Source organism: Gilliamella sp. B3482 (assembly GCF_026536805.1).
Lineage (GTDB): Bacteria > Pseudomonadota > Gammaproteobacteria > Enterobacterales > Orbaceae > Gilliamella > Gilliamella apicola_E.
The window spans coordinates 328,967-353,622 of the sequence record NZ_JAFNNL010000002.1 but is presented as its reverse complement, the minus strand read 5'-3'; the positions used below and the strand labels follow the sequence as shown (position 1 = coordinate 353,622).

Below are 24,656 nucleotides of genomic sequence, written 5' to 3'. Positions count from 1 at the left end.
CAGAGAAATAGGAGATTGATATGAATAAAACCCGATTAATCCTACTAACCCTATTAATATCTGGTTCACTTCAAGCAGCAACAGTAGATTTAAGAATTATCGAAACTACCGATTTGCACGGTAATATGATGAATTATGACTATTTCAAAGATCAGTACATTGATACTTTTGGTTTAGCTAAAACAGCCAATTTAATTCATCAAGCACGAAAAGAGGTAAAAAACAGTGTTTTAGTTGATAACGGCGATTTGATTCAAGGCAGTCCAATGGCTGATTATGCTTTGAATAAAGGTCTAAACAAAGGTGAGACTCATCCTGTTTATAAAGCACTTAATACGCTAGATTATGTAGTTGGTAACATCGGTAATCATGAGTTCAATTTTGGTTTAGATTTTTTACAAAAAAGTCTAGCTGGTGCTAATTTTCCTTATGTTAATGCTAATGTTTTTGATGCGAAAACAAATAAACCTTACTTTAGGCAATATATTATTTTAGATAAACCGGTCGTTGATAGAGAAGGTAAACAACACACTATTAAAATCGGTTATATTGGTTTTGTGCCACCACAAATTATGCAGTGGGATAAACTTAATTTGGAAGGTAAGGTAATTGTTAAAGATATCACTGAAACCGCGAAACAATTAGTGCCTGAAATGAAAAAGCAAGGTGCAAATATCATTGTTGCAATTCCGCATTCAGGTGTTTCTGCCGAACCGTATAAGGCTTTAGCTGAAAATTCAGTCTATTATTTAAGCCAAGTTGAAGGTATTAATGCAATTATGTTTGGTCATTCTCATGGGGTCTTTCCTAGCGAGGATTTTAAATCATTGCCTAATACTGATATTAGTACCGGAAATATCAATCATGTGCCCGCGGTAATGCCTGGACAATGGGGAAGTCATTTAGGTGTAGTCGATTTAGTTATTGAAGGTGATAAAGCTAATTGGAAAGTCATTTCTGGTAAATCAGAAGCTCGCCCGATCTTTGATATTAAAAATAAAAAAGCATTAGTTGAATCAGATAAAAATATTACGAATGCGTTAAGAGACGACCATGAAGGTACCCGTGAATTTGTTGGTAAACCAATTGGCAAGGTTTCAACCGATATCAATAGTTATTTAGCATTAGTCGAAGATACTTCTGCTTTGCAAATTATTAGTGATGCGCAAATTGATTATGTGAAACAGTTTGTTCAAGGTGATCCAGATCTGGATGGATTACCCATTTTATCGGCAATTGCGCCATTTAAAGCTGGTGGTCGTAAAAACGATCCTTCAGCTTATGTTGATGTTAAAAAAGGTGATTTAACTTTTAGAAATGCAGCTGATATCTATCTTTATCCTAATATTTTATCTGCAGTAAAAATAACGGGTAAAGATGTTAAAGAGTGGTTGGAATGCTCAGCAGGCGTTTATAATCAAATTGATATCAATTCGCCACAACCACAATATTTGATTAATTGGAATAAATTTAGAACTTATAATTTTGATACCATTGATGGTGTGAGTTATCAAATTGATATTACTAAACCTGCACGTTATGATGGTAATTGTCAGTTAATTAATCCTGATTCAGAACGTATCGTAAACTTAACTTATCAACAAAAACCTATTGCTTCCAATCAAGCATTTTTAATTGCCACCAATAACTATCGTGCATATACCGGAACATACCCTGGTACTGGTGGTAAAAATGTTAAATTTAATTCTCCGGATGATTTAAGGGTCATTCTTTCAGCCTATATTACTAATCACACTAAAAAACAAGGTGAAGTGAATGTGAAGGTTGATAATAACTGGCGAATTGCACCAATTACCAGCAAAATTAATTTGGATATTCGCTTTGAATCTTCCCCAACTGAAGAAGCCAAAGCTTATATTGAAAAACATTCATTGTACCCAATTAAGTTTATTGAAAAAGATAATTTAGGCTTTGGTGTATATCAACTTAATTTACAAGCACCAACAAAATCGCAAAACTAAAAATCTATTGATGATAACAAGGATTATGAATATGAAGATTGAAAAACTAATTGAACTAGCTAAAACAGCACGCTCAAAAGCTTATGTACCCTATTCTAAATTTCAAGTAGGTGCAGTATTAATTACCGAAGATGACGAAGCTATTTTAGGATGCAATATTGAAAATGCCTCATATGGCCTAGCCAACTGTGCTGAACGAACTGCGATTTTTAAGGCGGTATCAGAAGGTAAAACAAAATTTAAAAAATTAGTTGTAATTGGCGATACTGATGGACCAATTTCACCTTGTGGAGCTTGTCGCCAAGTCATTAGTGAATTTTGCGCCAAAGATATGCCAGTTATTTTGACAAATATGCATGGTAAAATCCAAGAAACCACTGTCGGTGAATTGTTGCCTTGGTCTTTTTCACCTAGTGATTTAGATTAGTATTATTTCTGAATAAGAAAATTTTAACTATCAAAAAAATTGATAGAAAATAATAAAAGAGAGTGATGAAGCTAAGATCAGAATTATCATCAATCCATATAATGGATGAAAAAATATAATCCTAATTTGATTTATTGATATTAAGAGAGAAGTGTAATGAGATTTGTAGATATTATTGAAAAAAAACGTGATGGGCATGCCTTAACTACCGAAGAAATTCAATTTTTTATTACCAATTATACTAATGGTAAGATTCCTGACTACCAAGTAAGTGCTTTACTTATGGCTATTTATTATCAAGGTATGACTTCGAAAGAATGTGCTGATTTAACTAGTGCTATGATGTATTCCGGTGATACTGTTGATCTATCATCAATTAAAGGTATTAAAGTAGATAAACATTCAACCGGAGGTGTGGGTGATACAACCACTTTAGTATTAGCACCATTAGTTGCTGCTTTAGATATTCCTGTTGCCAAGATGTCAGGTCGAGGATTAGGCCATACTGGTGGAACAACCGATAAATTTGAAACTATTCCCGGCTTTAAAATCGAATTAGGTAAGCAAGAGTTTATCGATCAGGTTAACCAAAAAGGTGTTGCGGTTATTGGTCAATCAGGTAACTTAACCCCAGCGGATAAAAAACTTTATTCATTACGTGATGTAACCGGTACGGTTAACTCTATTCCGCTGATTGCCAGTTCAATCATGAGTAAAAAACTGGCTGCGGGTGCTGATGCTATTGTGTTGGATGTCAAAACCGGTGACGGTGCTTTAATGAAAACGATGGAAGACTCTGAGAAATTAGCACATGAAATGGTTAATATTGGTAATCAAATTGGCCGTAGAACCATGGCGATTATCTCAGATATGTCTCAACCTTTAGGTTATGCTATTGGTAATGCCTTAGAAGTTAAAGAGGCCATTGATACATTAAATGGTCATGGTCCTGCTGATTTAACTGAGTTAGTTTTAACGCTTGGTAGTCAAATGGTTGTATTAGCCAATAAAGCTAAGACATTAGAGGAAGCAAGAGAAAAACTTCAAGAAGTCATTAAAAATGGTAAAGCGATAGAGAAATTTAAAACGTTAATTGAAGCTCAAGGTGGAGATAGCTCTGTTGTTGATCATCCTGAAAAATTAGCCAACGCCCCTTACCAAATCGATCTACCTGCACAAAAATCAGGTTATGTATCACGCATTATTGCCGACCAAATTGGTATTGCGGCGATGCAATTAGGCGCTGGACGTGCAACTAAAGAAGATGTGATTGATCCAGCTGTTGGTATTGTTTTACATAAAAAAGTGGGTGATAAAGTTGAAGTGGGTGAACCATTATTAACTATTCATTCTAGTAGCGATAAGATTGATGCAATTAAACAAAAATTGTATGACAATATTACTATCAGTGATAGTGCTAAACAACCACAATTGATTTTCAAAGTAATTACGGAATAGCTCTAATAAGGATTTGGGAGATGCCATGTATTGTTTTAAATTTAAACTGTCACTAGTTATTATTTTAGGTCTGTTCTCAGTTAATTCATTCGCAGCAGTTGCAACCAAGCAATCTACTGCTCCTACTTGGGAAAAAGATAAGCCCTATTCTTTTACTATTTTGCATACTAATGACCATCATGGCCATTTTTGGCAAAATGACATTGGTGAATATGGTTTAGCTGCTCAAAAAACTGTAGTTGACCAAATTAGAAAAGAAGTATCCGAAAAAGGTGGGAAATTACTTCTGCTATCTGGCGGTGACATTAATACAGGCATTCCTGAATCCGATGTTTTACAAGCTAAACCTGATTTTATGGGTATGAACAGTATTGGTTATGATGCAATGGCTGTTGGTAACCATGAATTTGATCATCCTTTAGCAGTTATTCGTGAACAACAAAAATGGGCTCACTTTCCATTTTTATCAGCAAATACTTACTTCAAAAATACTGATAATCGCGTTTTCGATGCTTATAAAATGTTTGATTTAAATGGCATTAGAGTTGCGGTATTTGGTTTAACTACTGATGATACAATTTTCCTTGCTTCACCTAAAAATACTGACGGTGTTGAGTTTCGCAAAACCTTGCCTGAAGCAGAGAAGGTGATAAGTCAAATTAAAAATAATGAGCGCCCAGATATGATTATTGCGGTTACTCATATGGGACATTATGAAAATGGTGAACATGGTTCAATGGCACTGGGTGATGTTGAGTTAGCACGGGGATTGAAACCAGGTGATTTAAATATGATTGTAGGTGGTCACTCTCAAAACCCTGTATGTATGGCTAGCCCTAACAAACGTATTACTGAGTATGTTCCTGGCACACCATGTGCACCCGATCAACAAAATGGAACTTGGATTGTTCAAGCTCATGAATGGGGTAAATATGTTGGTCGTGCCGACTTTGTCTTTTTAAACGGTAAAATAACACTGGAAAATTATCAGTTAATTCCTATCAACTTGAAAAAAGAAGTCGACAATGGCAACGATACTAAACGTCTTGAATACTACACTAGTGAAATTGAACAAGATAAAAAATTGTTAGAAACACTTAAACCTTATCAAGATCAAGGTAAACAGCAATTACTCACTAAAACAGGTGAATTAATCGGTCGTTTAGAAGGTGATCGTAGTGTAGTAAGATATCAACAAAGCAATATGGGACAGCTGTTACTCAGTGCCTTTATTGAAAAAACGAATGCTGATGTTGGCATTATGGCTGGCGGTATGATTCGTGATTCACTTATTGAAGGAAATATTACTTATCGTGATATTTTGAAAGTTGAGCCTTTTGGTAATACAGTTGTTTACTTTGAGTTAACCGGCCGTGAATTGGTGGAATATCTTAAAGTTGCATTAAGTAAAAAACAAGGTTCTGGTGGTTATACTCACTTAAAAAATATCACGCTAGCTGGCAATACGATTAGCGATATTAAAATTAATAATGAGCCAATTGATTTGCAAAAATCTTATCGTATTACCACGTTAGATTATTTAGCGGCTGGTGGAGATGGTTATCCTGTTACCAACACTTCACCAACTTATGTCGATACAGGTTACCGAGACGCAGATGTGATAAGAGAATATATTGAAGCGCACTCACCAATTAATGCGGCAGATTATGAGCCGGTTAATTTCATTTTGGAAAAATAACGGCTTTAAAAAAGAAATATAGAATATAAATGGCACGGGTAAAATTGGTATTATAAATTAGCCATTAAATTTAATTTTTTGCTTTCAACATATAGGTAATATAGAGGTATTTATGAACATGACAGAATTTCAAAAAAATTGTTACGATATTGTGACCGATCCCAACCTGTCACCTAAACAAAAAGCGAACCTTCTTGCTTTAGCAGCGGAAAATAATTTACCTTATGTTGATTTGGATAGTGAAACTAAGCAAGCTTTAGATGAGCGTGTAATTTGTGACATGTACGAAGGTCATGCACCGTATAAACCTCGTTATGTGTTACCAGATTATGCAAAATTCCTTAAACAAGGATCTGAGTATTTAGAGCTTGAGCCTGCAAAAAATTTTGATGATGCCATAAATATGCTGACAATTGCTTATCATCATGTTCCTTCGGTCACTGGTATGCCCGTTTATTTAGGTTGTTTGGATAAAGTGTTACTACCTTATGTTGGCAATTTAACAGAAGAAGAGCTTTATCAGCGATTAAAACGTTTTTGGATTATGCTTGATCGCAATCTTCCTGATGCATTTATGCACGCCAATATTGGTCCAACTGACAATGTGATCTGTCGCGTAATTTTACGTGTTGATCGTGAACTCAAACAAGTTGCGCCTAATTTAACGTTTATTTATGATGAAGATATCACCCCAGAATCTTTACTAAATACAGCAATTGAGAATATCTGCCAAACAGCAAAACCACATATCGCTAATAATATGATGATCAAAAAAGATTTTGATGATAAAGGCTATGGTGTTGTAAGTTGTTATAACTCTCTCCCTGTTGCGGGTGGTGGTAGCACTTTATCAAGAATCAATTTAAAAGAAGTCGCATTAAAAAGTAACAGTATTACCGACTTTTTACAAAATACCCTGCCTTATTATTGCCAATTGCAATTGAACTTAATCAAAGCGAGATCGGAATTTCTTTATGAAAAATCGAATTTCTTTCAAAATAGTTTTTTAGTCAAAGAAGGACTAATTGACGCAACTCGATTTGCACCAATGTTTGGTATTTATGCGATGGCTGAAGCGGTTAATATTCTACAAGAAAAATCTAACTTATCTGGTCGCTATGGTGTTGATGAAGATGCTAATGAACTAGCTACCACCATTTCTGAGCAATTAGCCGACTTTATTGATAATCATAAAATTAAACATGCATGGCAAGGTAAAGCGATGTTACATGCGCAGTCAGGTATCAGTACAGACCGCGGTGCAACACCTGGTTTACGTATCCCTTATGGACATGAACCAGATCCTGTTACCCATATTATGGCATTATTTAAACACCATAAATATTATACATCTGGCATTAGTGATATTTTAACTATTGATGAAACGATTAAAAATAATCCATTAGCCTTAGTACAAATTTGTAAAGCAGCATTTAAATTTGGTTTCCGTGAATTTACGGCTAATATCAGTGGTAATGATCTGGTGCGTGTAACTGGTTATATGGTGAGATTATCAGATATCAAAAAATATAAAGAAGAAGGTTCGCGGATTAATACCACATTTTTAGGTAGTGAAGCAGCCGAAGATACAGTGAACAATAGTTACTTATGCAGGACCCCTAGGGTAATAAGCCATGAACAAGTCATGGGCAATCGTTAATAAAATTTTACCCTTTTCTTGTGTTGATGGACCGGGAAACCGGTTAGTCATCTTTTTACAAGGCTGCAATTTTAAATGTTTAAATTGCCACAATCCTTATACCATTTCACGGTGTAAGGAGTGTGGTGAATGTGTTGCTTCCTGCCCCCATCAAGCATTATCATTTATCAACAACAAAGTCATTTGGCAAAGTTCAACTTGCCAGCAATGTGATACTTGTATAAACACTTGTAACTATCAGTCAACACCGATGACTTATCGATACAGTATTGAAGATATTTTAAAACTTATCCGAAAATATCTACCTTTTTTAAACGGAATAACCTTAAGCGGTGGTGAGGCAACACTGCAACTAGCGTTTATTGAGCAGCTTTTTAGTGCGATTAAACAAGCTCAGGATTTAAAACACTTAAGCTGTTTTGTTGACAGTAATGGATATTTACCTCAAATGGGTTGGCAAAAAATAGTCAACGTAATGGATGGGGCAATGATTGATCTTAAAGCATGGGATAATCAAGTACATGAAGCATTAACTAGCAAGGGAAATTTAAGAGTTAAAAAATCAATTGAATATCTTGCAAAAATGAATAAATTATATGAAGTCAGATTTCTAATTATTCCTAAGCATACCGATTTACAACAAAACGCTGAACATTTAGCTAATTTTTTAAAGCAATTTGATGCAAATATAAAAATTAGAATCAATGCATTTCATAATCATGGTGTGAGAGGTGAAGCCAAAACATGGCAGAGCGCATCAAAACAACATATCGAAAATTTTGCTATGGAATTAAAACAATTTGGCCTGAAAAATATTGTTTTGCCAACTGTTTATTTATCATAATAGCGTTTTTTAATGAGTGTGTGCTTAATAAACCATTAACAGGCTTATTATAAAATTCCAAAATAATGTCTTAAATTTTTACCTCATGAGATTTTTGAAATAAAAATGAGCAGTTTGAAAACCTGCTCATTTGATTAACATCAAAATCAAATATTAAGATAAATCATTAATATCTGTTTAGATTTTAAAAAAATAGCTAATTGTATATCAACGTTAATATTTAACACATAAGGTATATGCTACATCTGGTTCAACAATAATATTACCTTCTACCATCCCCACACTGTAATATCTATAATTACCTAATACATCTTTTACCGATGATGGTTCACTGGTAAAATAGAAATCATAATTGATTAAACTTCTTAAATTTGGCGCACCAGACATCATATCTCGCCCAATATAATCAAGTGGGGAATAAAAGTAGGCTTTACCCCATTCTGGCAATAATCCTTCACCGATTGCTCTTCTATATCCATTATTTTTTACATAATAGTTATCATTAGTTGTTGGAACGGTAGCAAAACTAGAATTAGATAACTCAGCTCGTATAGGTAATCTATCATTATTATTTTGACAATATGTATTTGCGCTTTGCCAATTGCCCACCAAGTTATTTGTAAAATATAACCAATGTTTTATAGAGAAAGTGTAATAAAACTGTGCTAACGTTCGATTATTGGTAACTAATATTACAAATTTATCATCTTGAACTGGTACATTTTCGGTAAATTTAAATTCACTTTTAGAATCAGCGCTTGAATCACGAGAAGCACTAATTAGTGAATTATTCGGATTTTTAACCAAGGTATAACTATAATCTGAAATTGGATTTACCGGCACAATTCTAAAACGTGCATCCGGGAAACCATATGTTGGGAAGTAATTGCCGTTTTGATCTTTAGCGGAGGCCTTAAAACCTTTATGCATAGTAAATTGGTCTACGTTATAAGGAACATCAAGATCTATCGTATCAGCACCATAAGGAGCATAGTTATCCCCTTCATCCCATCCATTGTGCATAATCAGAGCCAATACACCAGGCCTAATATAACAGATACCATCATCAGCACTGACTTGAAATGTTTTAGAGACTTCTCTTGGTTCTGACTGATCAGGAGCACCGTACTGGGTTTTAGCAACAAATTGAATCGTTACTTTTACTGATGATTTTGCATTAGCCGTCGATGAATTACACACATCACTACCAAGTTGGGAAGTAGAATCAGAAGGAATTATGTTATTGTTTGAGTCCCGCCATTCAGTATTAATAGACTGAATGATAAAACTGCCGGTAGTAGCCACTTTGTCACCATCTACATCATTTATATCACTATCATTCAAACTTGAAGTATCTACCCCAAATGAATAAATACTTGGTGAAGTGTTGTAAGCAACAGAAATCTTATTATCAGTACCAGGCAAAACAATCACAGGATCAATACCATCAATATTTAATTTAAATTGAATTCCATTTAAGATTTTTGTATCAGCAGATTCTAGAATTTCAGGCGGATTACCGTGAATATATTGCGTAGTGGTTGCAGCAAATGATAATGCGGCTAGAGATGTATGGCAAAAAAGGCAAAAAAAAGAAATAGCTGTAATATTAAATATTAATTGCATCAAATAAAATTTTGGGGAAACAAACATTTTACTATTCATGCTAATTCCTCTACTCATAAACTTTCCTGCAAATTAGAATAAAGTTATTGATTTAAAGTTTTAATAAACTACAGAATTATCAAATGATTGATAAAAATTGTTACCTATTACAATTTCAAATTTTAAAAACGCGTATAAGCAATAAAAACCATTAGAAAGTTATTAAATTGCATCCATGTAACGGTATATTTTTATTTAATATCTAGAGCAAAAACGACTATGTCGCTATCAAAAAAGTGTAATATTCAAATGTTGTTAATAAACTAATTTAAGAATATCAAAATAAGAAATGCTATTAAAAAGATCAGCGCAAAGTAGTTTAACTTTTCTAACAGGCTGATTAAATAAGATAATTAATTGTATATGTTAAAAATAATCTACACAATTGTGCATAGTATATAATAATATATACAATATGGAATAGCTAAATATCAATTTATTGATATTTAATGGTTCTCAAATGAATATTTATTAAAATAATAATTCTAAATAAAGTGATTTAGCTCCTGATTTGATTTTTAATCACTGGATTTATCATCAATAATTTTATTAAAATATTTTGAAATTAGCGTTAAATAAAAAAGGAGGCATTAACCTCCCTTTAAAATATTACTGCATTTATTTTCCTTTTTTAAAAGCTGCAGCAAAAGCATTACCCATTGCACTATTTGTAATAGGCGCTGACTGTCCACTTTTAGAAGTGCCGGTTGATTTATTCGTTCGAGCTTTGGCCCCTTCTACTTTTGGCGTTGTTGGATCATCAAGTCGCATCGATAAAGCAATACGTTTGCGGGCAATATCCACTTCAATCACTTTAACTTTAACAATATCACCAGCTTTAACTACCGTTCGTGGATCTTCAACAAATTTATCAGATAATGCAGATATATGAACTAAACCATCTTGATGTACACCAATATCAACAAAAGCACCAAAATTGGTAACATTGGTTACCGCACCCTCCATAATCATGCCTATTTTTAAATCTTCCATTGTTTCGATGTCATCAGCAAACTGGGCAGTTTTAAATTCAGGCCTTGGATCACGTCCGGGTTTATCAAGTTCTTTAATAATATCAGTGACAGTTGGAACACCAAAATGGTCATCAACGTAATCAACCGCTTTTAATGATTTCAGGTAATTAGTATCACCTAAAATTTCTTTTAAAGATTTATGATTTTTCTCTAAAATTCGTTCGACAACCGGATAGGCTTCAGGGTGAACAGCCGATGCATCAAGTGGATTTTTACCCTCCATTATGCGCAAAAAACCAGCACATTGTTCAAACGCTTTAGGGCCTAAACGACTAACTTTTAACAACTGTTTGCGATCGGTAAATTGACCATTTTCATTACGCCAATCTACAATATTTTGGGCAATAACTTTATTCAATCCTGCAATACGGGCAAGTAACATCATTGATGCAGTGTTTAAATTTACCCCTACCGCATTTACTCCATCTTCAACCACCGCATCAAGTTTTTTAGCTAATTGGGTCTGACTAACATCATGCTGATATTGCCCCACCCCAATGGATTTTGGATCGATTTTTACTAGCTCAGCTAATGGATCTTGTAAACGACGAGCAATGGATACCGCACCACGAATTGATACATCCAGATCAGGGAACTCTTGAGCAGCAAGCTCTGATGCAGAATAAACAGAAGCCCCAGCTTCGCTAACAATAACTTTTTGCCCTTTTACTTCCGAATACTTTTTCTGAACATCAAGATAAAAACGTTCAGTTTCACGAGATGCCGTGCCATTACCAATTGCAACTAATTCCACTTGATGTTTGATGCAAAGTGCAGCAACAATCATTGCTGCTTTATCAGCTTGTCCTGTATGAGGATAAATCGTTTCGGTCGCAATAAGTTTACCTGTAGAATCCACAACAGCAATTTTTACACCTGTTCGTAAGCCTGGATCCATTCCCATGGTGACTTTCATACCTGCAGGTGCAGCCATCAACATATCGTGTAAATTTGCTGCAAATACGTTAATTGCTTCCTCTTCAGCACGTTCACGCAAAGTGGTCATAAGCTCGGTTTCCATGTGCATTAAAATCTTAATCCGCCATGTCCAATTAATAACTGCTTTACGCCATTTATCTGCAGGTTGATCATTAAAATGAATCCCTAAATGCTCTGTAATAATTTGCTCGCAATAGCTCTCTTTTGGCGTTTCTTCAAATTGCGGATCGGCATTGAGTGAAAGTTGTAAAAATCCTTCATTTCGTCCTCTAAACATCGCTAGAGCACGATGAGAAGGCACTTTTGAAATAAGTTCACTTTGTGCGAAGTAGTCTCTAAATTTAGCACCTTCTTCCTCTTTACCTGTAATAACTTGAGATACAAGATGCGCGTTATTCCAAAGATAATGGCGAACTTTAGCAAGTAAAGCGGCATCTTCAGCAAAACGCTCCATTAAAATATAACGGGCACCATCTAAGGCAGATTTAGTATCAGCAATGCCTTTATCTGCATTGATATATTTTTCAGCTTCAGTTTCTGGATTGAGATCGGGATTTTGCCATAAATCGTCAGCGAGAGATTCAAGCCCTGCCTCGATTGCTATTTGACCGCGGGTACGACGTTTTGGTTTATAAGGAAGATAAAGATCTTCTAATTCCGTTTTACTAAGCGTATCAGTAATTTTTTGGCTTAATTCTGGGGTTAATTTACCCTGTTCCTCAATTGATTTTAAAATTGTTTGTTTACGATCTTCTAGTTCTCGCAAATAACTTAAACGGCTATCTAAGGTACGTAATTGGGTATCATCCAGACCTCCGGTCACCTCTTTACGATATCGAGCAATAAAGGGAACGGTACTACCATCATCTAATAACTGAATGGCAGCTAAAACTTGTTCTGGTTTTACGGTTAATTCACCCGCTATAATATGGCTAATTTGATTATTTATCATGATATCTCTGTATATCTCGTCGATTAACGGAATTTATATTCATTATGCAAAAAGCTAATTATATAACAAGAGAGGGCTACTTGGCACTCGATCGTGAATTGAAATATTTATGGAAAGAAGAAAGGCCTCGCGTTACTCAAGCTGTTTCTGATGCTGCAGCCCTTGGCGACCGTAGTGAAAATGCGGAATATATTTATGGAAAAAGACGTCTTCGAGAGATTGATAGACGTGTTCGCTTTTTAACCAAACGTTTAGAAATATTAACGATTGTCGATCCTGACCCAAGACAAGAAGGAAAAGTATTTTTTGGGGCTTGGGTCAAATTGGAAGATGATTCAGGAAAATTACATATCTACCGTATTGTTGGTAGTGATGAATTCGATCCCAAAAAAAATTGGATATCGATTAATAGCCCTGTTGCCAGAGCTTTAATTGGTCATAAAATTGATGATGAAATAGCAGTCATCACACCAAACGGTAAAACGTTTTATTATATTATTGATATCAGTTACCAAGAATTTGTTTAGATATTATTTTAATAATTACCTTAATAATATCGAGTTAACTAAACAGCCTAATTGTTCATACGGCAAACAACCTGTCGGAATAAAAATGGAAGGTAACATTAAACAATTAAAATTTATCAACTACATAAAAAATATAATGGAAGAAAAACCTGATCTACTGATGAAAAAATTGAGAATTCATTAAATATAGCTAAAAATACCGCCCTACTAAAACTTGAGGAAGTCACATATCTTGAAGATGATACCCCATGCGAACATAATACCTCTTTTATAAAAGCAGAATATCATCCTATACAAAATATCATTGAACGACGATTGTAAGATTGCTTAGGAATGAATTTATGGCACTTAAATATATAAATCACTAATAATTAAATATATAATTTGAGCAAACTGATTAAATATTTGCTGATATGATTGCCGTTAAACAACTCTTTATCTATCCGATTAAATCAATGCAAGGTATTGCATTGACGCGTGCCAAGAGTATTGATGGTGGCTTTGAACATGACCGTATCTTAATGATAAGTGAACCCGATGGAACATTTATTACTGCCAGACAATATCCAGAGCTGTTGAAACTTAGAACGGTAATAACTGACAACCAAGTACAAGTGTCATTACCAACTAACGAATCAATCGTGATTAATCTCGATGAGTTTTCACAAAGTAATGAAGCGACCGAAGTTTGGGGAAATCACTTTACATCACATATTGCGCCAATTAAAGTTAATCAATTTTTTAGCCAATTTCTTCAAAAAGATGTGCAATTGCGTTGGATCGGCAATAAATTGAGTCGAAGAACTAAACGTTATCCAGATGTGCCTGTTAGTTTTGCTGATGGTTATCCTTATTTGTTGTTAAATCTTGCATCATTTAACTATCTTGAACAGCAGTGCCCTGAAAAATTAGATATTCGCCAATTTCGTGGCAATATTATTATTGATGGCGCACTCCCTTTTGCAGAGGATGGATGGAAAACCATTAAAATTGGTGAGTTAATATTTGATATCGTCAAACCTTGTACTCGTTGTGTATTAACCACGATCAATGTCAATTCAGCCAAAGCTTTACCTAATAATGAACCTTTAAAAACTTTAAGTTATTTTAGAACTAATTTGGATGGTAAAATTGATTTTGGTATGAATATGATTGCTCGAAATCATGGTACTGTATCGATTGGTGATAAAATTGAGGTACTTGAACGCCAACCAGCTAAAAACTATATTAAAAACTTTCCTACAGAATCAATAAAAGACTATCAACCTTGTACAATTACTTTTCAAGATAAAAAAATTAAAGGTAATAATCAACAAACAATTTTAGAACAACTTGAACAACATCATATTTCAATTCCTAACTCTTGTCGGGCTGGTGTGTGTGGTCGTTGCTCAGTATTATTAACAAAAGGGAATGTAAAACCTTTAACTCAATCAGCGATTAAACAAAATAAACATATTCTAGCCTGTAGTTGTGTTCCAAAAGGTGATATAACTATAGAATAGAAAAATAATAATTTTTATTATAAGACAAAGAATTTAATTTATTAAAATAATGGAATAAATATTAGGCTACATTGGATGTTAAAAAAATTATTTTTATTTATACTTCTCGGTTCCCTTTCTACATCTGTATTTTCTTTAGATCATTATAAAATGGTTTTTGACGATATAAAGGAAAAAAAAGAAGAGAAAGTCCTTAAAGAATTAGAAGAAGGCAATACAACAAATCTAACTTATCTTACTCAGCTAGGGATGAGTTATATTGAATTGGCTAATACACTTCACAACAAAAGTTGCAATAAAATTCATAACATTCATGATTTAGTATCAACTTGGAAAAACCAATTTATTTTGACTAATGATATCTATTATGGTGTGTATGGTGAAGAGGATGATCGTAATAATTACTTGTCTTATAGATGTAAAAACCTAGAAATTGACATAATAAACGTTTTCATAAAACCTAAATTAATAGATAAAGGATTATCATTAATTCGAATTGCAATAATGAATGGTGATTTAAACACCATTAAATTAGTAATGACTTTAGAAGATAGTAGAAAAAATCCTAATTACTATTATTTTCATGATTTTATTGAATATATGGAAAAAGAAAATAATCAAAAAGTAAATGGTTATGTATCTTTTTTAATTGGTCAAGCATATCTTACTGGTAAATCTATTGATAGAGCTTATGGTAGAGCACTTTGGAAATTTTCTGAAGCTAGAGATATTGGTGAACCATCTTTACCCTACTTTATTGCTCTTGCTAAAATTGAAGATCGAATTGATACTTTATTGAATTATGAATATCTGTTTGATGAAGAAATTTATAAAAAGAGAAACACTGAGGTTGATAAAAGTATCTTGGATGGTATGCAAGATAACGCATTTCGAGGGGATATTCCTTCCTTACTTTATTTGAGTGGCTACTATTTAAATGAAGTTAAAATGAACAAAGCTTTAATGTATTTTAAAAAGGCTTGCGCATTGTCTTCTTCTCCAGCATGTGAAATGTATAAGAACAATCTCAAATATTCATACCATAAAGAACTCTATCCGTTATTGGAAAAGTTCGATAAAGATAAACCTGATCCTAAAACCGCCACGAAAATCGCTGAATGGTTTGAAAAGCGTCATAAATATTTGACCGCCATTTATTTTTACACTTATGCTGCGGATAATGATCATAAATTATTTCTTCACATAGCTGACTTATATTATAAGACTAGACTTACTGATGATGAGCAAGATCAAAAAATCGTGGAAAATTATACTAAATATGTGAACTACGTTAAAGATCCGAAAATCATGGAGAAACTTTATTATAAGCATAGGGATAAGGATAAAAAAATTTATTGGTTGAATGAATCTGCAAAGGCTGGATTCCCTGATTCTCAAAAGACATTATCCAATATGTATATGGTCGGTTATCTTTTGCCCCAGGATTTTCATCAAGCAATTTATTGGTACAATAGATATTGCTTTGATATAGAAGAAGAATATCTATCGGCGACTTGTTCAACCTTAGATGAATTAAGAAAAAATCGACAATTACAACGTGATTTAGAAAATAATGATATGTATGCTCAATCCAGAGTCGGTTGGATGTTTACTCGACATTTTGACTTATGGGAAGCAGGAAGGGATTATTTACAAAAAGCAGCTGATCAAGGTATTAATGGAGGTGAAATAGATTTACAGCTAACGTCGGATAAAAATCCTTTTATGATGTATTAAACAATAAAAGATAAGTTTTAAAGGGTAAATGGGTAGTAGACTACCCATTTTAAACTATGTTAATTAAGAAATCGCTTTTAATTCTAACTGCTCATTATCCAAAGCTGTGGCGTTTTCTGTTTTTATGAACGACTGAGCTAAAGCTAATCTATCATTCATCACTTTAATCGCTTCTGAAAAATAGAAAGTTTTGTTCATAGCGATGAACGTAGGTTGTGCAATAATACAAAGCGATGCGTTTTCACCAGCTTCAACAACCAATAAACATACTCGTTGACCTGATTCTTGCAAGTTTACCTCCACAATATCAGCAACTTTTGGATTATACAGCATAGGTTGCTGAGAAAAATACCAACTCTTAGGCATTTGTGGTTTTAAAAAATTTGAAGCTACGATTGCATTGATTGATAATTCAATTTTTTGAGAGTCACTTAAAGCTAAAGATTGGCAACTATCATAAAATAGATAATAAGCCGTCGCGTCATCAACAGAAAACGAAAACTCATCAAATACATCTGGTATCAATATTTTGCTTGCATAATTACAACGAAATAACATTTCTGATGAAATTTCAAGCATTAAGCTGTCGTATTCATTATCAAAATACCAACGCCAGCTATCAGTTGGTCGAAAAGCCATTTTCATTGATATTTTATCCTTACAAATTGAACTAAATTTGAACAAAATATACCATAACTAATATAAAAAATAAATAAAAAGTTAAAATAAAAAATTTTTAATTATTTAATTTTTAAAAGTTTTATTAAAATTTTAGAAGGATCCGAATGATCTAAGTTGGATCCTTTTTTTGATCCTTGATCCTTTGTGATCAAATCGTAATTTTACAAAATATTAAATGCAGTTAAAGCTTGATGTTAAGATACTTTAGACATAAAAAAAGGTGCTTATTAGCACCTTTTTCATAACTGATTAAGATCAATTAACTTGCTACATTGATCCTTTTCATATCTGTCATATAGCTACGAAGTTTACGCCCAACGATCTCAATTGGATGGTGACGAATAGCTTCATTAACATCACGTAATTGTGCATTATCAACACTGCCTTCAGGTATAGCTTTACCTAAGTCACCTGCTTGTAACATTGGCATGAATTTCTCTTTTAATAATGGAACAGCTGCATTAGCAAATAGATAGTTACCATATTCAGCGGTATCAGAAATAACGACATTCATTTCATACAAACGTTTACGAGCAATTGTATTTGCAATAAGTGGTAACTCATGTAGTGATTCATAATAAGCTGATTCAGGTAAAATACCCGATTCAAGCATAGTTTCAAATGCAAGTTCAACCCCTGCTTTAACCATTGCTACCATAACAACACCTTGATCAAAATAAGCTTGTTCGTCAATCTTACCTTGATATTCGGCAGCTTTTTCGAATGCAGTTTCACCCGTTTCTTTACGCCATTTCAATAAGTTAACATCATCGTTAGCCCAATCTTTCATCATTGTTGATGAGAATTCGCCTGAAATAATATCATCCATATGTTTACGGTAAAGATCAGTCATGATCACTTTTAATTCTTTAGCTAATGCATTCGCACGTAATTTAGCAGGATTAGATAAACGATCCATCATTAACGTAATACCACCTTGTTTTAATGCTTCAGTGATCGTTTCCCAACCAAATTGTAATAATTTACAAGCATATGCAGGATCAACGCCATCTGCGACAAGTTTATCAAAGCAAAGTAATGATCCAGTTTGCAACATACCACATAAGATCGTTTGTTCACCCATAAGATCAGATTTAACTTCAGCAACAAAAGAAGACTGTAAAACACCCGCTCTATGACCACCTGTTGCAGCAGCCCATGCTTTAGCAATTGCTAAACCTTCGCCTTTAGGATCATTTTCAGGATGGACAGCGATCAGAGTTGGTACACCAAATCCACGTTTATACTCTTCACGAACTTCTGTTCCTGGACATTTTGGCGCAACCATCACTACTGTGATATCTGGACGAATTTTTTCGCCAACTTCAACGATGTTAAAACCGTGTGAATAACCTAATGCTGCACCCTTTTTCATCAATGGTTGAACAGCTTGTACTACAGCTGAATGTTGCTTATCTGGAGTTAAGTTGATAACTAAATCAGCGGTAGGAATTAATTCCTCATAAGTTCCAACTTTAAAGCCATTTTCTGTTGCTTTTTTCCATGATGCTCTTTTTTCTGTAATAGCTTCTTTACGTAAAGCGTAAGAAATATCTAAACCAGAATCGCGCATATTTAGCCCTTGGTTAAGACCTTGAGCACCACAACCAACGATCACAATCTTTTTGCCTTTTAAAAAATTAGCTTCTGATGCAAATTCATCACGAGCCATAAAACGGCACTGACCTAGTTGTTCTAATTTTTCGCGTAAATTTAATGTATTAAAATAGTTAGACATTATTCTCTCCATGAGTTGAATTATTTTTAATCAGAGCACTATAGCGTAAAATCATAATTGCGAAAATTGATATATTTAGAACATTATATTGCATAAATTGCAATAAACTTGCCAAGTTAAACACTTTCTTTTACTCTAAGTCCCCCCAAATTAATTAACCATTTATTTAATATGGATACTCGTTACAAGCAGGCTAATAAAGAAGCAAAGCTTTCATTGTTACTTACTCTTATCTATTTCGCTGCATGGGTAATTAGCGCTTATAGTTTAAAAGATCAAAAAGGTTTCATAGGTTTACCATTATGGTTTGAGCTGTCATGTATAATGGTACCATTTGGTTTTATCTTGTTATGTTATATTGTGGTAAAAAAACAATTCAAAAATATTCCATTAGAATAGGCCATTAAGCGTGCAATTAGATATTATTCTTCCTCTTATTATTTACCTTATATTTGTATTTGCGTTATCAATTTACGCTTATATAAAAAGAAAGAAAGTAAACCAATTTACTGACTATTTTATTGGTAATCGCACCATGGGCGGTTTTTTACTGGCGATGACCTTGGCTGCAACTTATATTAGTGCTAGTTCATTCATCGGTGGGCCAGGGGCTGCTTATAAATATGGACTTGGCTGGGTGCTTTTATCAATGATCCAAGTCCCTACTGTATTACTTTCACTGGGCATTTTAGGTAAAAAGTTTGCTATTTTAGCCCGTAAATACAATGCAATAACGCTTAGTGATATGCTCTATTCTCATTATAAAAGTAAAATGATTGTATGGTTTGCAAGTATCGCTTTAATTACTGCTTTTGTTGGTGCGATGACAGTACAATTTGTAGGAGGAGCCCGTTTATTAGAATCATCTGTCGGTATTCCTTATGACAATGGATTAATTATTTTTGGATTCGGCACAGTAATATATACGGCTTTTGGTGGTTTTAGAGCCAGCATTTTAAATGATGCTTTCCAAGGCTTAGTTATGATAATCGGTGCCATTTTACTTTTAGTCGCAATTATTTACGCTGGTGGTGGGATTACAAATATTATTGACCGTTTATATACAATCGATCCGGCTTTATTAACACCACAAGGACCAAATAATTTTATGGACTTCCCTTTTATGGCTTCTTTTTGGGTTTTAGTCTGCTTTGGTGTTGTTGGTTTACCACATACTGCTGTTCGTTGCATGGCCTATAAAGATAGTAAAGCGGTACACCAAGGTATTATTATTGGCACTATAGTTGTAACAATTATCATGTTAACTATGCATTTATCTGGAGCACTAGGTCGTGCGATAGTGAGTGATTTAACGATTCCGGATCAAATTGTACCCACATTAATTATAAAAGTTATGCCTCCTTTGGCTGCAGGAATCTTTTTGGCTGCACCACTTTCAGCTATAATGTCCACAATTAATGCCCAACTACTACAAGTATCATCGGTTATTATTAAAGATCTATTCCTAACGATAAGACCAAATACCAAATTTAGTGATAAAATACTAACTCGATTATCAGTTACCATTACCTATTTCTTTGGTGGATTATTGATATTAGCCGCATGGAAACCACCCGAAATGATCATCTGGCTTAATTTACTAGCATTTGGTGGGCTTGAAGCAGTATTTTTATGGCCATTAGTACTCGGATTATACTGGAAAAAAGCGAATGCAACAGGGGCTCTTTGCTCAATGTTAGCTGGTGCAATAAGCTATACTCTTCTCGCTGTTTATAACATTAAGATTTATGCTTTCCATCCAATCATACCATCGTTACTGATCGGATTAGTTGTATTTATTATTGCCAACTTATTTGGCCAAACAGGAAAAAACTATGCCTTGGATTCAACTCAGAATTAACACTACTAATGAATTAGCTGAACAAATCAGCGAGCAACTAGAAGAATCAGGTGCTGTATCAGTCACTTTTCAAGACACTTATGATAACCCTGTTTTTGAGCCGTTACCAGGTGAAACGAAACTTTGGGGAAACACCGACGTAGTTGGACTTTATGACACTCAAATAGATATTGATGAATTAAAAGCGATACTAAATCTCAACCAATATTCTTATAAAATAGAACAGCTAGAAGATAAAGATTGGGAAAGAGAGTGGATGGATAACTTTCATCCAATGCAGTTTGGTAAAAGATTATGGATATGCCCTAGCTGGCGAGACATTCCTGATCCTAATGCAGTCAAAGTAATGTTAGATCCTGGTCTAGCATTTGGAACGGGGACCCACCCGACAACAGCATTATGTTTAACTTGGTTAGATAGTCTAGATCTAAACAACAAGATAGTGATTGATTATGGTTGCGGTTCAGGTATTTTAGCCATTGCTGCATTAAAATTAGGTGCTAAGCGAGTCATTGGAGTAGATATTGATCCTCAAGCGATCCAAGCAAGTCGTGACAATGCTGAGCGAAATAATGTTAGTGAAAAAATTGAACTATATTTAGCAAAAGATCTTCCTAATAATTTACAAGCAGATGTTGTTGTCGCAAACATATTAGCTGGCCCTTTAAAAGAACTTGAACCACAGATCAATAACCTTGTAAAAACTAATGGAAAACTAGGATTATCAGGTATTTTAGCCACTCAATCTCAAAGTGTATATGAAGCATATCAGACTCATTTTGAACTTGATCCTATTATTGAGCAAGAAGAGTGGTGCCGAATTACTGGTAAAAAAAAGTAAAAATGTGACATTACCCCCTTTTAACTTAGAGGAAAAATGCGTAATATAGCCGACCTTAATTTGCTTAGCATTGGCAAGGTCACATTAAAAAACAATTTAATTGCGGCCCCTATGGCAGGAATAAGCGATAAACCATTTAGAAATTTATGTCATCGCTTTGGTGCAGGAATGACTATTTCTGAAATGTTTTTAGCTAATTCAGATGTTTGGCATACTGACAAATCAGCATTAAGAATGATTTCAACTGATGATGTAGGTATACGTGCAGTCCAAATTGTTGGCTCAGATCCAGATGAAATGGCTAGAGCTGCTGAATTTAATGTCAAACATGGTGCTCAATTAATTGATATTAATATGGGATGCCCTGCTAAAAAAGTAAATAAAAAATTAGCTGGTTCTGCATTAATGCAGCATCCAGATCTAATAAAAAATATTTTGCAAAAAGTTGTTGGCTCAGTTGATGTGCCAGTAACACTAAAAACTCGGACTGGATGGGATAAAAATAATAGAAATTGCATTGAAATCGCACAAATTGCGCAGGATTGTGGCATAAAGGCTATTACTATTCATGGGCGAAGTCGTGCATGCTTATTCAATGGAGAAGTCGAATATGACTCCATAAAAGCAGTGAAAGAAAAGGTAACGATTCCGGTAATTGCAAATGGTGATATTTGTACACCAGAACAAGCAAAAGATGTTTTCAAATATACGCAAGCTGATGGTATAATGATCGGCCGAGCGGCACAGGGGCGACCTTGGATATTTGAAGAAATTGCATTCTATTTAGCACACGGACAGTTAAAAAAAAATAAAACAATTGATGAAGTCGAACAAATTGTATTAACACACCTTGAAGATCTTTATCAATTTTATGGAGAATACAAAGGATTAAGGATTGCCAGAAAGCATGTAAATTGGTATACCAAGAGTTATGCTGATAGTGATCAATTCAGGCGCTTATTTAGTGTACTTAGCAATACAAGTGAGCAAGTAAAAACACTAAAAGCATTTTTTAGTCAAATTAGAAACAAATAAAAGAGTTAAAAATACTATGTCAGAACAACGCGTTACAGCTGCAGCACTTAAATTTACAACTGTAAACTCTCAAGACCAAATAACACAAAAGCCTTTACGAGATTCGGTAAAACAAGCTTTAAAAAACTATTTATCACAATTAAATGGTGAAGATCCTACTGATCTATACGAATTAGTGTTAGCTGAAGTTGAACACCCATTCCTTGATATGGTTATGCAATATACTCGTGGCAATCAAACTCGAGCAGCAAATATGCTTGGTATCAACCGTGGTACTTTACGCAAAAAATTAAAACAATATGGAATGAGTTAGTAAAAATTTTAAACCATATTATTTAATAGATTAAAAGCGCTGCTTGATAGGGCGCTTTTTTTATTTTTTACTAACTAAAAATTTATTCAAGCCTAAGAGCACTAAACAAGTGTTGCACAAAGCTTATATAGCGATTTTTTAATTATCAATACAATTTAACGTTATATACCTATAAGAACTATTCTTTTCAAACTTTCAGCAATAAATAAGAGCAATGTTGTATATCCACATACTCAACTTTTATTGAAATGACTCTAATAAAAACTTTATTATTAACAGCAGAAAAGGAATAAAGAGATTGATAATGAACTTTAGCTAAAAGTTTGTTAAAATAGCTCGATTTTTAAATTATTTAATCTGGAGAATTTTATGGCAGGTCATAGTAAATGGGCCAATACCAAACATCGCAAAGCAGCTCAAGATGCTAAGCGCGGTAAAATCTTTACCAAAATTATTCGCGAACTTGTAACAGCAGCAAAACTTGGTGGTGGCGATCCAGCGTCTAACCCTCGTCTACGAGCTGCTATGGACAAAGCATTATCTAACAACATGACTCGAGATACCATGAACAGAGCAATTGCTCGTGGTGTTGGTGGTGAAGATGATACTAATATGGAAACTATCATCTATGAAGGTTATGGACCAGCAGGTACGGCAGTAATGGTAGAATGCTTAAGTGATAATCGTAACCGCACGGTATCAGAAGTTCGTCATGCTTTTACTAAAACTGGTGGAAACCTAGGTACTGATGGTTCTGTATCTTACTTATTCACCAAAAAAGGCGTTATCTCATATCCAACTGGAACTGACGAAGATCAAGTCATGGATGCTGCGCTTGAAGCTGGTGCTGATGATGTTGTGACATATGACGATGGTGCTATTGATGTATTTACAACACCTGAATCATTCGGTGAAGTTAAAGATGCACTAGATGCAGCAGGCTTAGTCGCTGAATCCGCTGAAGTTTCAATGATTCCAGCCACTAAAGTTGATTTGGATATAGAGTCTGCACCAAAACTACTACGTCTTATTGACATGCTTGAAGATTGTGATGATGTTCAAGAAGTTTATCATAACGGAGAAGTGTCAGACGAAGTTGCAGCAGCGCTCTAATGACTATCATTCTGGGGATTGACCCAGGTTCTCGTTTGACGGGTTACGGTGTAATTCGCCAAACGGGACGACAACTAACCTATCTTGGCAGTGGTTGTATCCGTACTGCAGTTGATGACTTACCAACGCGTTTAAAACGTGTCTACGCCGGAGTAAGCGAAATCATCCTCCAATTTCAACCAGACATGTTTGCTATTGAACAAGTGTTTATGGCTCATAATGCCGATTCCGCACTAAAATTAGGTCAAGCACGAGGTTCTGCCATTGTTGCAGCGGTTAATAATGATTTACCCGTTTTTGAATATGCCGCACGATTAGTTAAGCAAAGCGTAGTTGGAACAGGAGCAGCGGATAAAAAGCAAGTACAGCACATGGTTAAGTTATTACTTAAACTACCTGCAAGCCCTCAAGCAGATGCCGCTGATGCGCTCGCAATCGCGATTACCCATGCGCATATGACCCAACACTTAGTTAAATCACATCGATAAAGTCCAATCTTTAAAAAAATCACCTCAATATCTGTTTTATATCACTCAAAAACCCCGCTCCTCAACGCAAAATTTAACTGAATACAAACTTAATTATCGTTTAAAAGATTAATCCAAAAAGCACATAAAAAAAGCACCAAGACTATTGGTGCTTTTT

General features: G+C 34.3%; 21 protein-coding genes. 17 read left to right on the top strand and 4 right to left on the bottom strand.

The window, feature by feature from the left end; all coding sequences use genetic code 11:
- Window positions 1-20: 20 nt before the first annotated feature.
- The 6 genes from J3U18_RS04790 to J3U18_RS04765 all read left to right on the top strand — a co-directional run bounded on the left by J3U18_RS04790 (window position 21) and on the right by J3U18_RS04765 (window position 8,070).
- On the top strand, window positions 21-1,982 hold the full coding sequence (locus J3U18_RS04790; protein WP_267353082.1) for a bifunctional 2',3'-cyclic-nucleotide 2'-phosphodiesterase/3'-nucleotidase: 1,962 nt from the start codon (window positions 21-23) through the stop codon (window positions 1,980-1,982).
- A gap of 25 nt (window positions 1,983-2,007) precedes the next feature.
- Entirely contained in the window at window positions 2,008-2,409 is a 402-nt protein-coding gene (locus J3U18_RS04785; RefSeq protein ID WP_176713943.1) for a cytidine deaminase, read from the top strand.
- A 156-nt stretch (window positions 2,410-2,565) separates the two neighbouring features.
- Window positions 2,566-3,867, top strand: coding sequence for a pyrimidine-nucleoside phosphorylase (locus J3U18_RS04780; RefSeq protein WP_267353081.1), 1,302 nt, complete (start codon window positions 2,566-2,568; stop codon window positions 3,865-3,867).
- A 25-nt stretch (window positions 3,868-3,892) separates the two neighbouring features.
- Complete coding sequence (gene ushA / locus J3U18_RS04775) at window positions 3,893-5,566, top strand: bifunctional UDP-sugar hydrolase/5'-nucleotidase UshA (RefSeq protein ID WP_267353080.1); 1,674 nt, start codon at window positions 3,893-3,895, stop codon at window positions 5,564-5,566.
- Between the two features lie 112 nt (window positions 5,567-5,678).
- Window positions 5,679-7,226 (top strand): YjjI family glycine radical enzyme, encoded by a 1,548-nt coding sequence (locus tag J3U18_RS04770; protein WP_416380378.1) that lies wholly within the window; start codon window positions 5,679-5,681, stop codon window positions 7,224-7,226.
- A complete protein-coding gene (locus J3U18_RS04765) occupies window positions 7,201-8,070 on the top strand; it encodes a YjjW family glycine radical enzyme activase (protein WP_065563171.1) in 870 nt (289 codons plus the stop codon). The genes J3U18_RS04770 and J3U18_RS04765 overlap by 26 nt, the downstream gene beginning before the upstream one ends.
- A 213-nt stretch (window positions 8,071-8,283) precedes the next feature.
- Here the strand turns inward: J3U18_RS04765 and J3U18_RS04760 are convergent, their stop codons facing one another.
- Together J3U18_RS04760 and J3U18_RS04755 are read right to left on the bottom strand one after the other, a co-directional pair.
- Window positions 8,284-9,735: a hypothetical protein gene (locus tag J3U18_RS04760; protein WP_065563172.1), complete on the bottom strand. Its 1,452-nt coding sequence runs from the start codon at window positions 9,733-9,735 to the stop codon at window positions 8,284-8,286.
- A gap of 618 nt (window positions 9,736-10,353) precedes the next feature.
- Window positions 10,354-12,660 (bottom strand): Tex family protein, encoded by a 2,307-nt coding sequence (locus J3U18_RS04755; protein ID WP_267353078.1) that lies wholly within the window; start codon window positions 12,658-12,660, stop codon window positions 10,354-10,356.
- 44 nt (window positions 12,661-12,704) lie between these two features.
- Here J3U18_RS04755 and greB point away from each other — a divergent pair, with 44 nt between their 5' ends.
- From greB to J3U18_RS04740, 4 genes are all read left to right on the top strand, one after another.
- Complete coding sequence (gene greB, locus J3U18_RS04750) at window positions 12,705-13,187, top strand: transcription elongation factor GreB (protein ID WP_065563174.1); 483 nt, start codon at window positions 12,705-12,707, stop codon at window positions 13,185-13,187.
- 168 nt (window positions 13,188-13,355) lie between these two features.
- Window positions 13,356-13,508 (top strand): hypothetical protein, encoded by a 153-nt coding sequence (locus J3U18_RS11895; RefSeq protein WP_416380385.1) that lies wholly within the window; start codon window positions 13,356-13,358, stop codon window positions 13,506-13,508.
- A 92-nt stretch (window positions 13,509-13,600) separates the two neighbouring features.
- Window positions 13,601-14,692 (top strand): YcbX family protein, encoded by a 1,092-nt coding sequence (locus tag J3U18_RS04745; protein WP_267353077.1) that lies wholly within the window; start codon window positions 13,601-13,603, stop codon window positions 14,690-14,692.
- A 75-nt stretch (window positions 14,693-14,767) separates the two neighbouring features.
- Entirely contained in the window at window positions 14,768-16,429 is a 1,662-nt protein-coding gene (locus tag J3U18_RS04740; protein WP_267353076.1) for a tetratricopeptide repeat protein, read from the top strand.
- Window positions 16,430-16,492: 63 nt separating this feature from the next.
- Here the strand turns inward: J3U18_RS04740 and J3U18_RS04735 are convergent, their stop codons facing one another.
- Window positions 16,493-17,074 (bottom strand): cell division protein ZapC, encoded by a 582-nt coding sequence (locus tag J3U18_RS04735; RefSeq protein ID WP_267353075.1) that lies wholly within the window; start codon window positions 17,072-17,074, stop codon window positions 16,493-16,495.
- Window positions 17,075-17,369: 295 nt separating this feature from the next.
- Window positions 17,370-18,848 (bottom strand): ketol-acid reductoisomerase, encoded by a 1,479-nt coding sequence (gene ilvC, locus J3U18_RS04730; RefSeq protein WP_267338967.1) that lies wholly within the window; start codon window positions 18,846-18,848, stop codon window positions 17,370-17,372.
- Window positions 18,849-19,019: 171 nt separating this feature from the next.
- Here ilvC and J3U18_RS04725 point away from each other — a divergent pair, with 171 nt between their 5' ends.
- From J3U18_RS04725 to ruvC, 7 genes are all read left to right on the top strand, one after another.
- Entirely contained in the window at window positions 19,020-19,247 is a 228-nt protein-coding gene (locus tag J3U18_RS04725; RefSeq protein WP_065563416.1) for a YhdT family protein, read from the top strand.
- A gap of 10 nt (window positions 19,248-19,257) precedes the next feature.
- Complete coding sequence (gene panF / locus J3U18_RS04720; RefSeq protein WP_267353074.1) at window positions 19,258-20,709, top strand: sodium/pantothenate symporter; 1,452 nt, start codon at window positions 19,258-19,260, stop codon at window positions 20,707-20,709.
- The gene (gene prmA / locus J3U18_RS04715; RefSeq protein ID WP_267353073.1) at window positions 20,684-21,550 is read left to right on the top strand and encodes a 50S ribosomal protein L11 methyltransferase; all 867 of its coding nucleotides are present in this window, start codon (window positions 20,684-20,686) and stop codon (window positions 21,548-21,550) included. Before panF ends, prmA begins: the two co-directional genes overlap by 26 nt.
- A gap of 36 nt (window positions 21,551-21,586) precedes the next feature.
- Complete coding sequence (gene dusB / locus J3U18_RS04710) at window positions 21,587-22,585, top strand: tRNA dihydrouridine synthase DusB (RefSeq protein WP_065563413.1); 999 nt, start codon at window positions 21,587-21,589, stop codon at window positions 22,583-22,585.
- A 16-nt stretch (window positions 22,586-22,601) separates the two neighbouring features.
- Window positions 22,602-22,898, top strand: a complete 297-nt coding sequence (gene fis / locus J3U18_RS04705) for a DNA-binding transcriptional regulator Fis (RefSeq protein ID WP_034883623.1) — start codon at window positions 22,602-22,604, stop codon at window positions 22,896-22,898.
- Window positions 22,899-23,267: 369 nt separating this feature from the next.
- Window positions 23,268-24,011, top strand: a complete 744-nt coding sequence (locus tag J3U18_RS04700) for a YebC/PmpR family DNA-binding transcriptional regulator (protein WP_065563412.1) — start codon at window positions 23,268-23,270, stop codon at window positions 24,009-24,011.
- The gene (gene ruvC / locus J3U18_RS04695; RefSeq protein WP_065563411.1) at window positions 24,011-24,499 is read left to right on the top strand and encodes a crossover junction endodeoxyribonuclease RuvC; all 489 of its coding nucleotides are present in this window, start codon (window positions 24,011-24,013) and stop codon (window positions 24,497-24,499) included. Before J3U18_RS04700 ends, ruvC begins: the two co-directional genes overlap by 1 nt.
- Window positions 24,500-24,656 lie beyond the last annotated feature (157 nt).

Bases quoted from the DNA above. Each gene is read 5' to 3' on its own strand.
- J3U18_RS04740 (WP_267353076.1), top strand. From the start codon at position 14,768: ATGTTAAAAAAATTATTTTTATTTATACTTCTCGGTTCCCTTTCTACA.
- J3U18_RS04765 (WP_065563171.1), top strand. From the start codon at position 7,201: ATGAACAAGTCATGGGCAATCGTTAATAAAATTTTACCCTTTTCTTGT.
- J3U18_RS04745 (WP_267353077.1), top strand. From the start codon at position 13,601: ATGATTGCCGTTAAACAACTCTTTATCTATCCGATTAAATCAATGCAA.
- J3U18_RS04780 (WP_267353081.1), top strand. From the start codon at position 2,566: ATGAGATTTGTAGATATTATTGAAAAAAAACGTGATGGGCATGCCTTA.
- J3U18_RS04760 (WP_065563172.1), bottom strand. From the start codon at position 9,735: ATGAATAGTAAAATGTTTGTTTCCCCAAAATTTTATTTGATGCAATTA.
- J3U18_RS04700 (WP_065563412.1), top strand. From the start codon at position 23,268: ATGGCAGGTCATAGTAAATGGGCCAATACCAAACATCGCAAAGCAGCT.
- ruvC (WP_065563411.1), top strand. From the start codon at position 24,011: ATGACTATCATTCTGGGGATTGACCCAGGTTCTCGTTTGACGGGTTAC.
- J3U18_RS04755 (WP_267353078.1), bottom strand. From the start codon at position 12,660: ATGATAAATAATCAAATTAGCCATATTATAGCGGGTGAATTAACCGTA.
- J3U18_RS04770 (WP_416380378.1), top strand. From the start codon at position 5,679: ATGAACATGACAGAATTTCAAAAAAATTGTTACGATATTGTGACCGAT.
- dusB (WP_065563413.1), top strand. From the start codon at position 21,587: ATGCGTAATATAGCCGACCTTAATTTGCTTAGCATTGGCAAGGTCACA.
- J3U18_RS04725 (WP_065563416.1), top strand. From the start codon at position 19,020: ATGGATACTCGTTACAAGCAGGCTAATAAAGAAGCAAAGCTTTCATTG.
- J3U18_RS04785 (WP_176713943.1), top strand. From the start codon at position 2,008: ATGAATATGAAGATTGAAAAACTAATTGAACTAGCTAAAACAGCACGC.
- ushA (WP_267353080.1), top strand. From the start codon at position 3,893: ATGTATTGTTTTAAATTTAAACTGTCACTAGTTATTATTTTAGGTCTG.
- greB (WP_065563174.1), top strand. From the start codon at position 12,705: ATGCAAAAAGCTAATTATATAACAAGAGAGGGCTACTTGGCACTCGAT.
- fis (WP_034883623.1), top strand. From the start codon at position 22,602: ATGTCAGAACAACGCGTTACAGCTGCAGCACTTAAATTTACAACTGTA.
- J3U18_RS04735 (WP_267353075.1), bottom strand. From the start codon at position 17,074: ATGAAAATGGCTTTTCGACCAACTGATAGCTGGCGTTGGTATTTTGAT.
- prmA (WP_267353073.1), top strand. From the start codon at position 20,684: ATGCCTTGGATTCAACTCAGAATTAACACTACTAATGAATTAGCTGAA.
- ilvC (WP_267338967.1), bottom strand. From the start codon at position 18,848: ATGTCTAACTATTTTAATACATTAAATTTACGCGAAAAATTAGAACAA.
- J3U18_RS04790 (WP_267353082.1), top strand. From the start codon at position 21: ATGAATAAAACCCGATTAATCCTACTAACCCTATTAATATCTGGTTCA.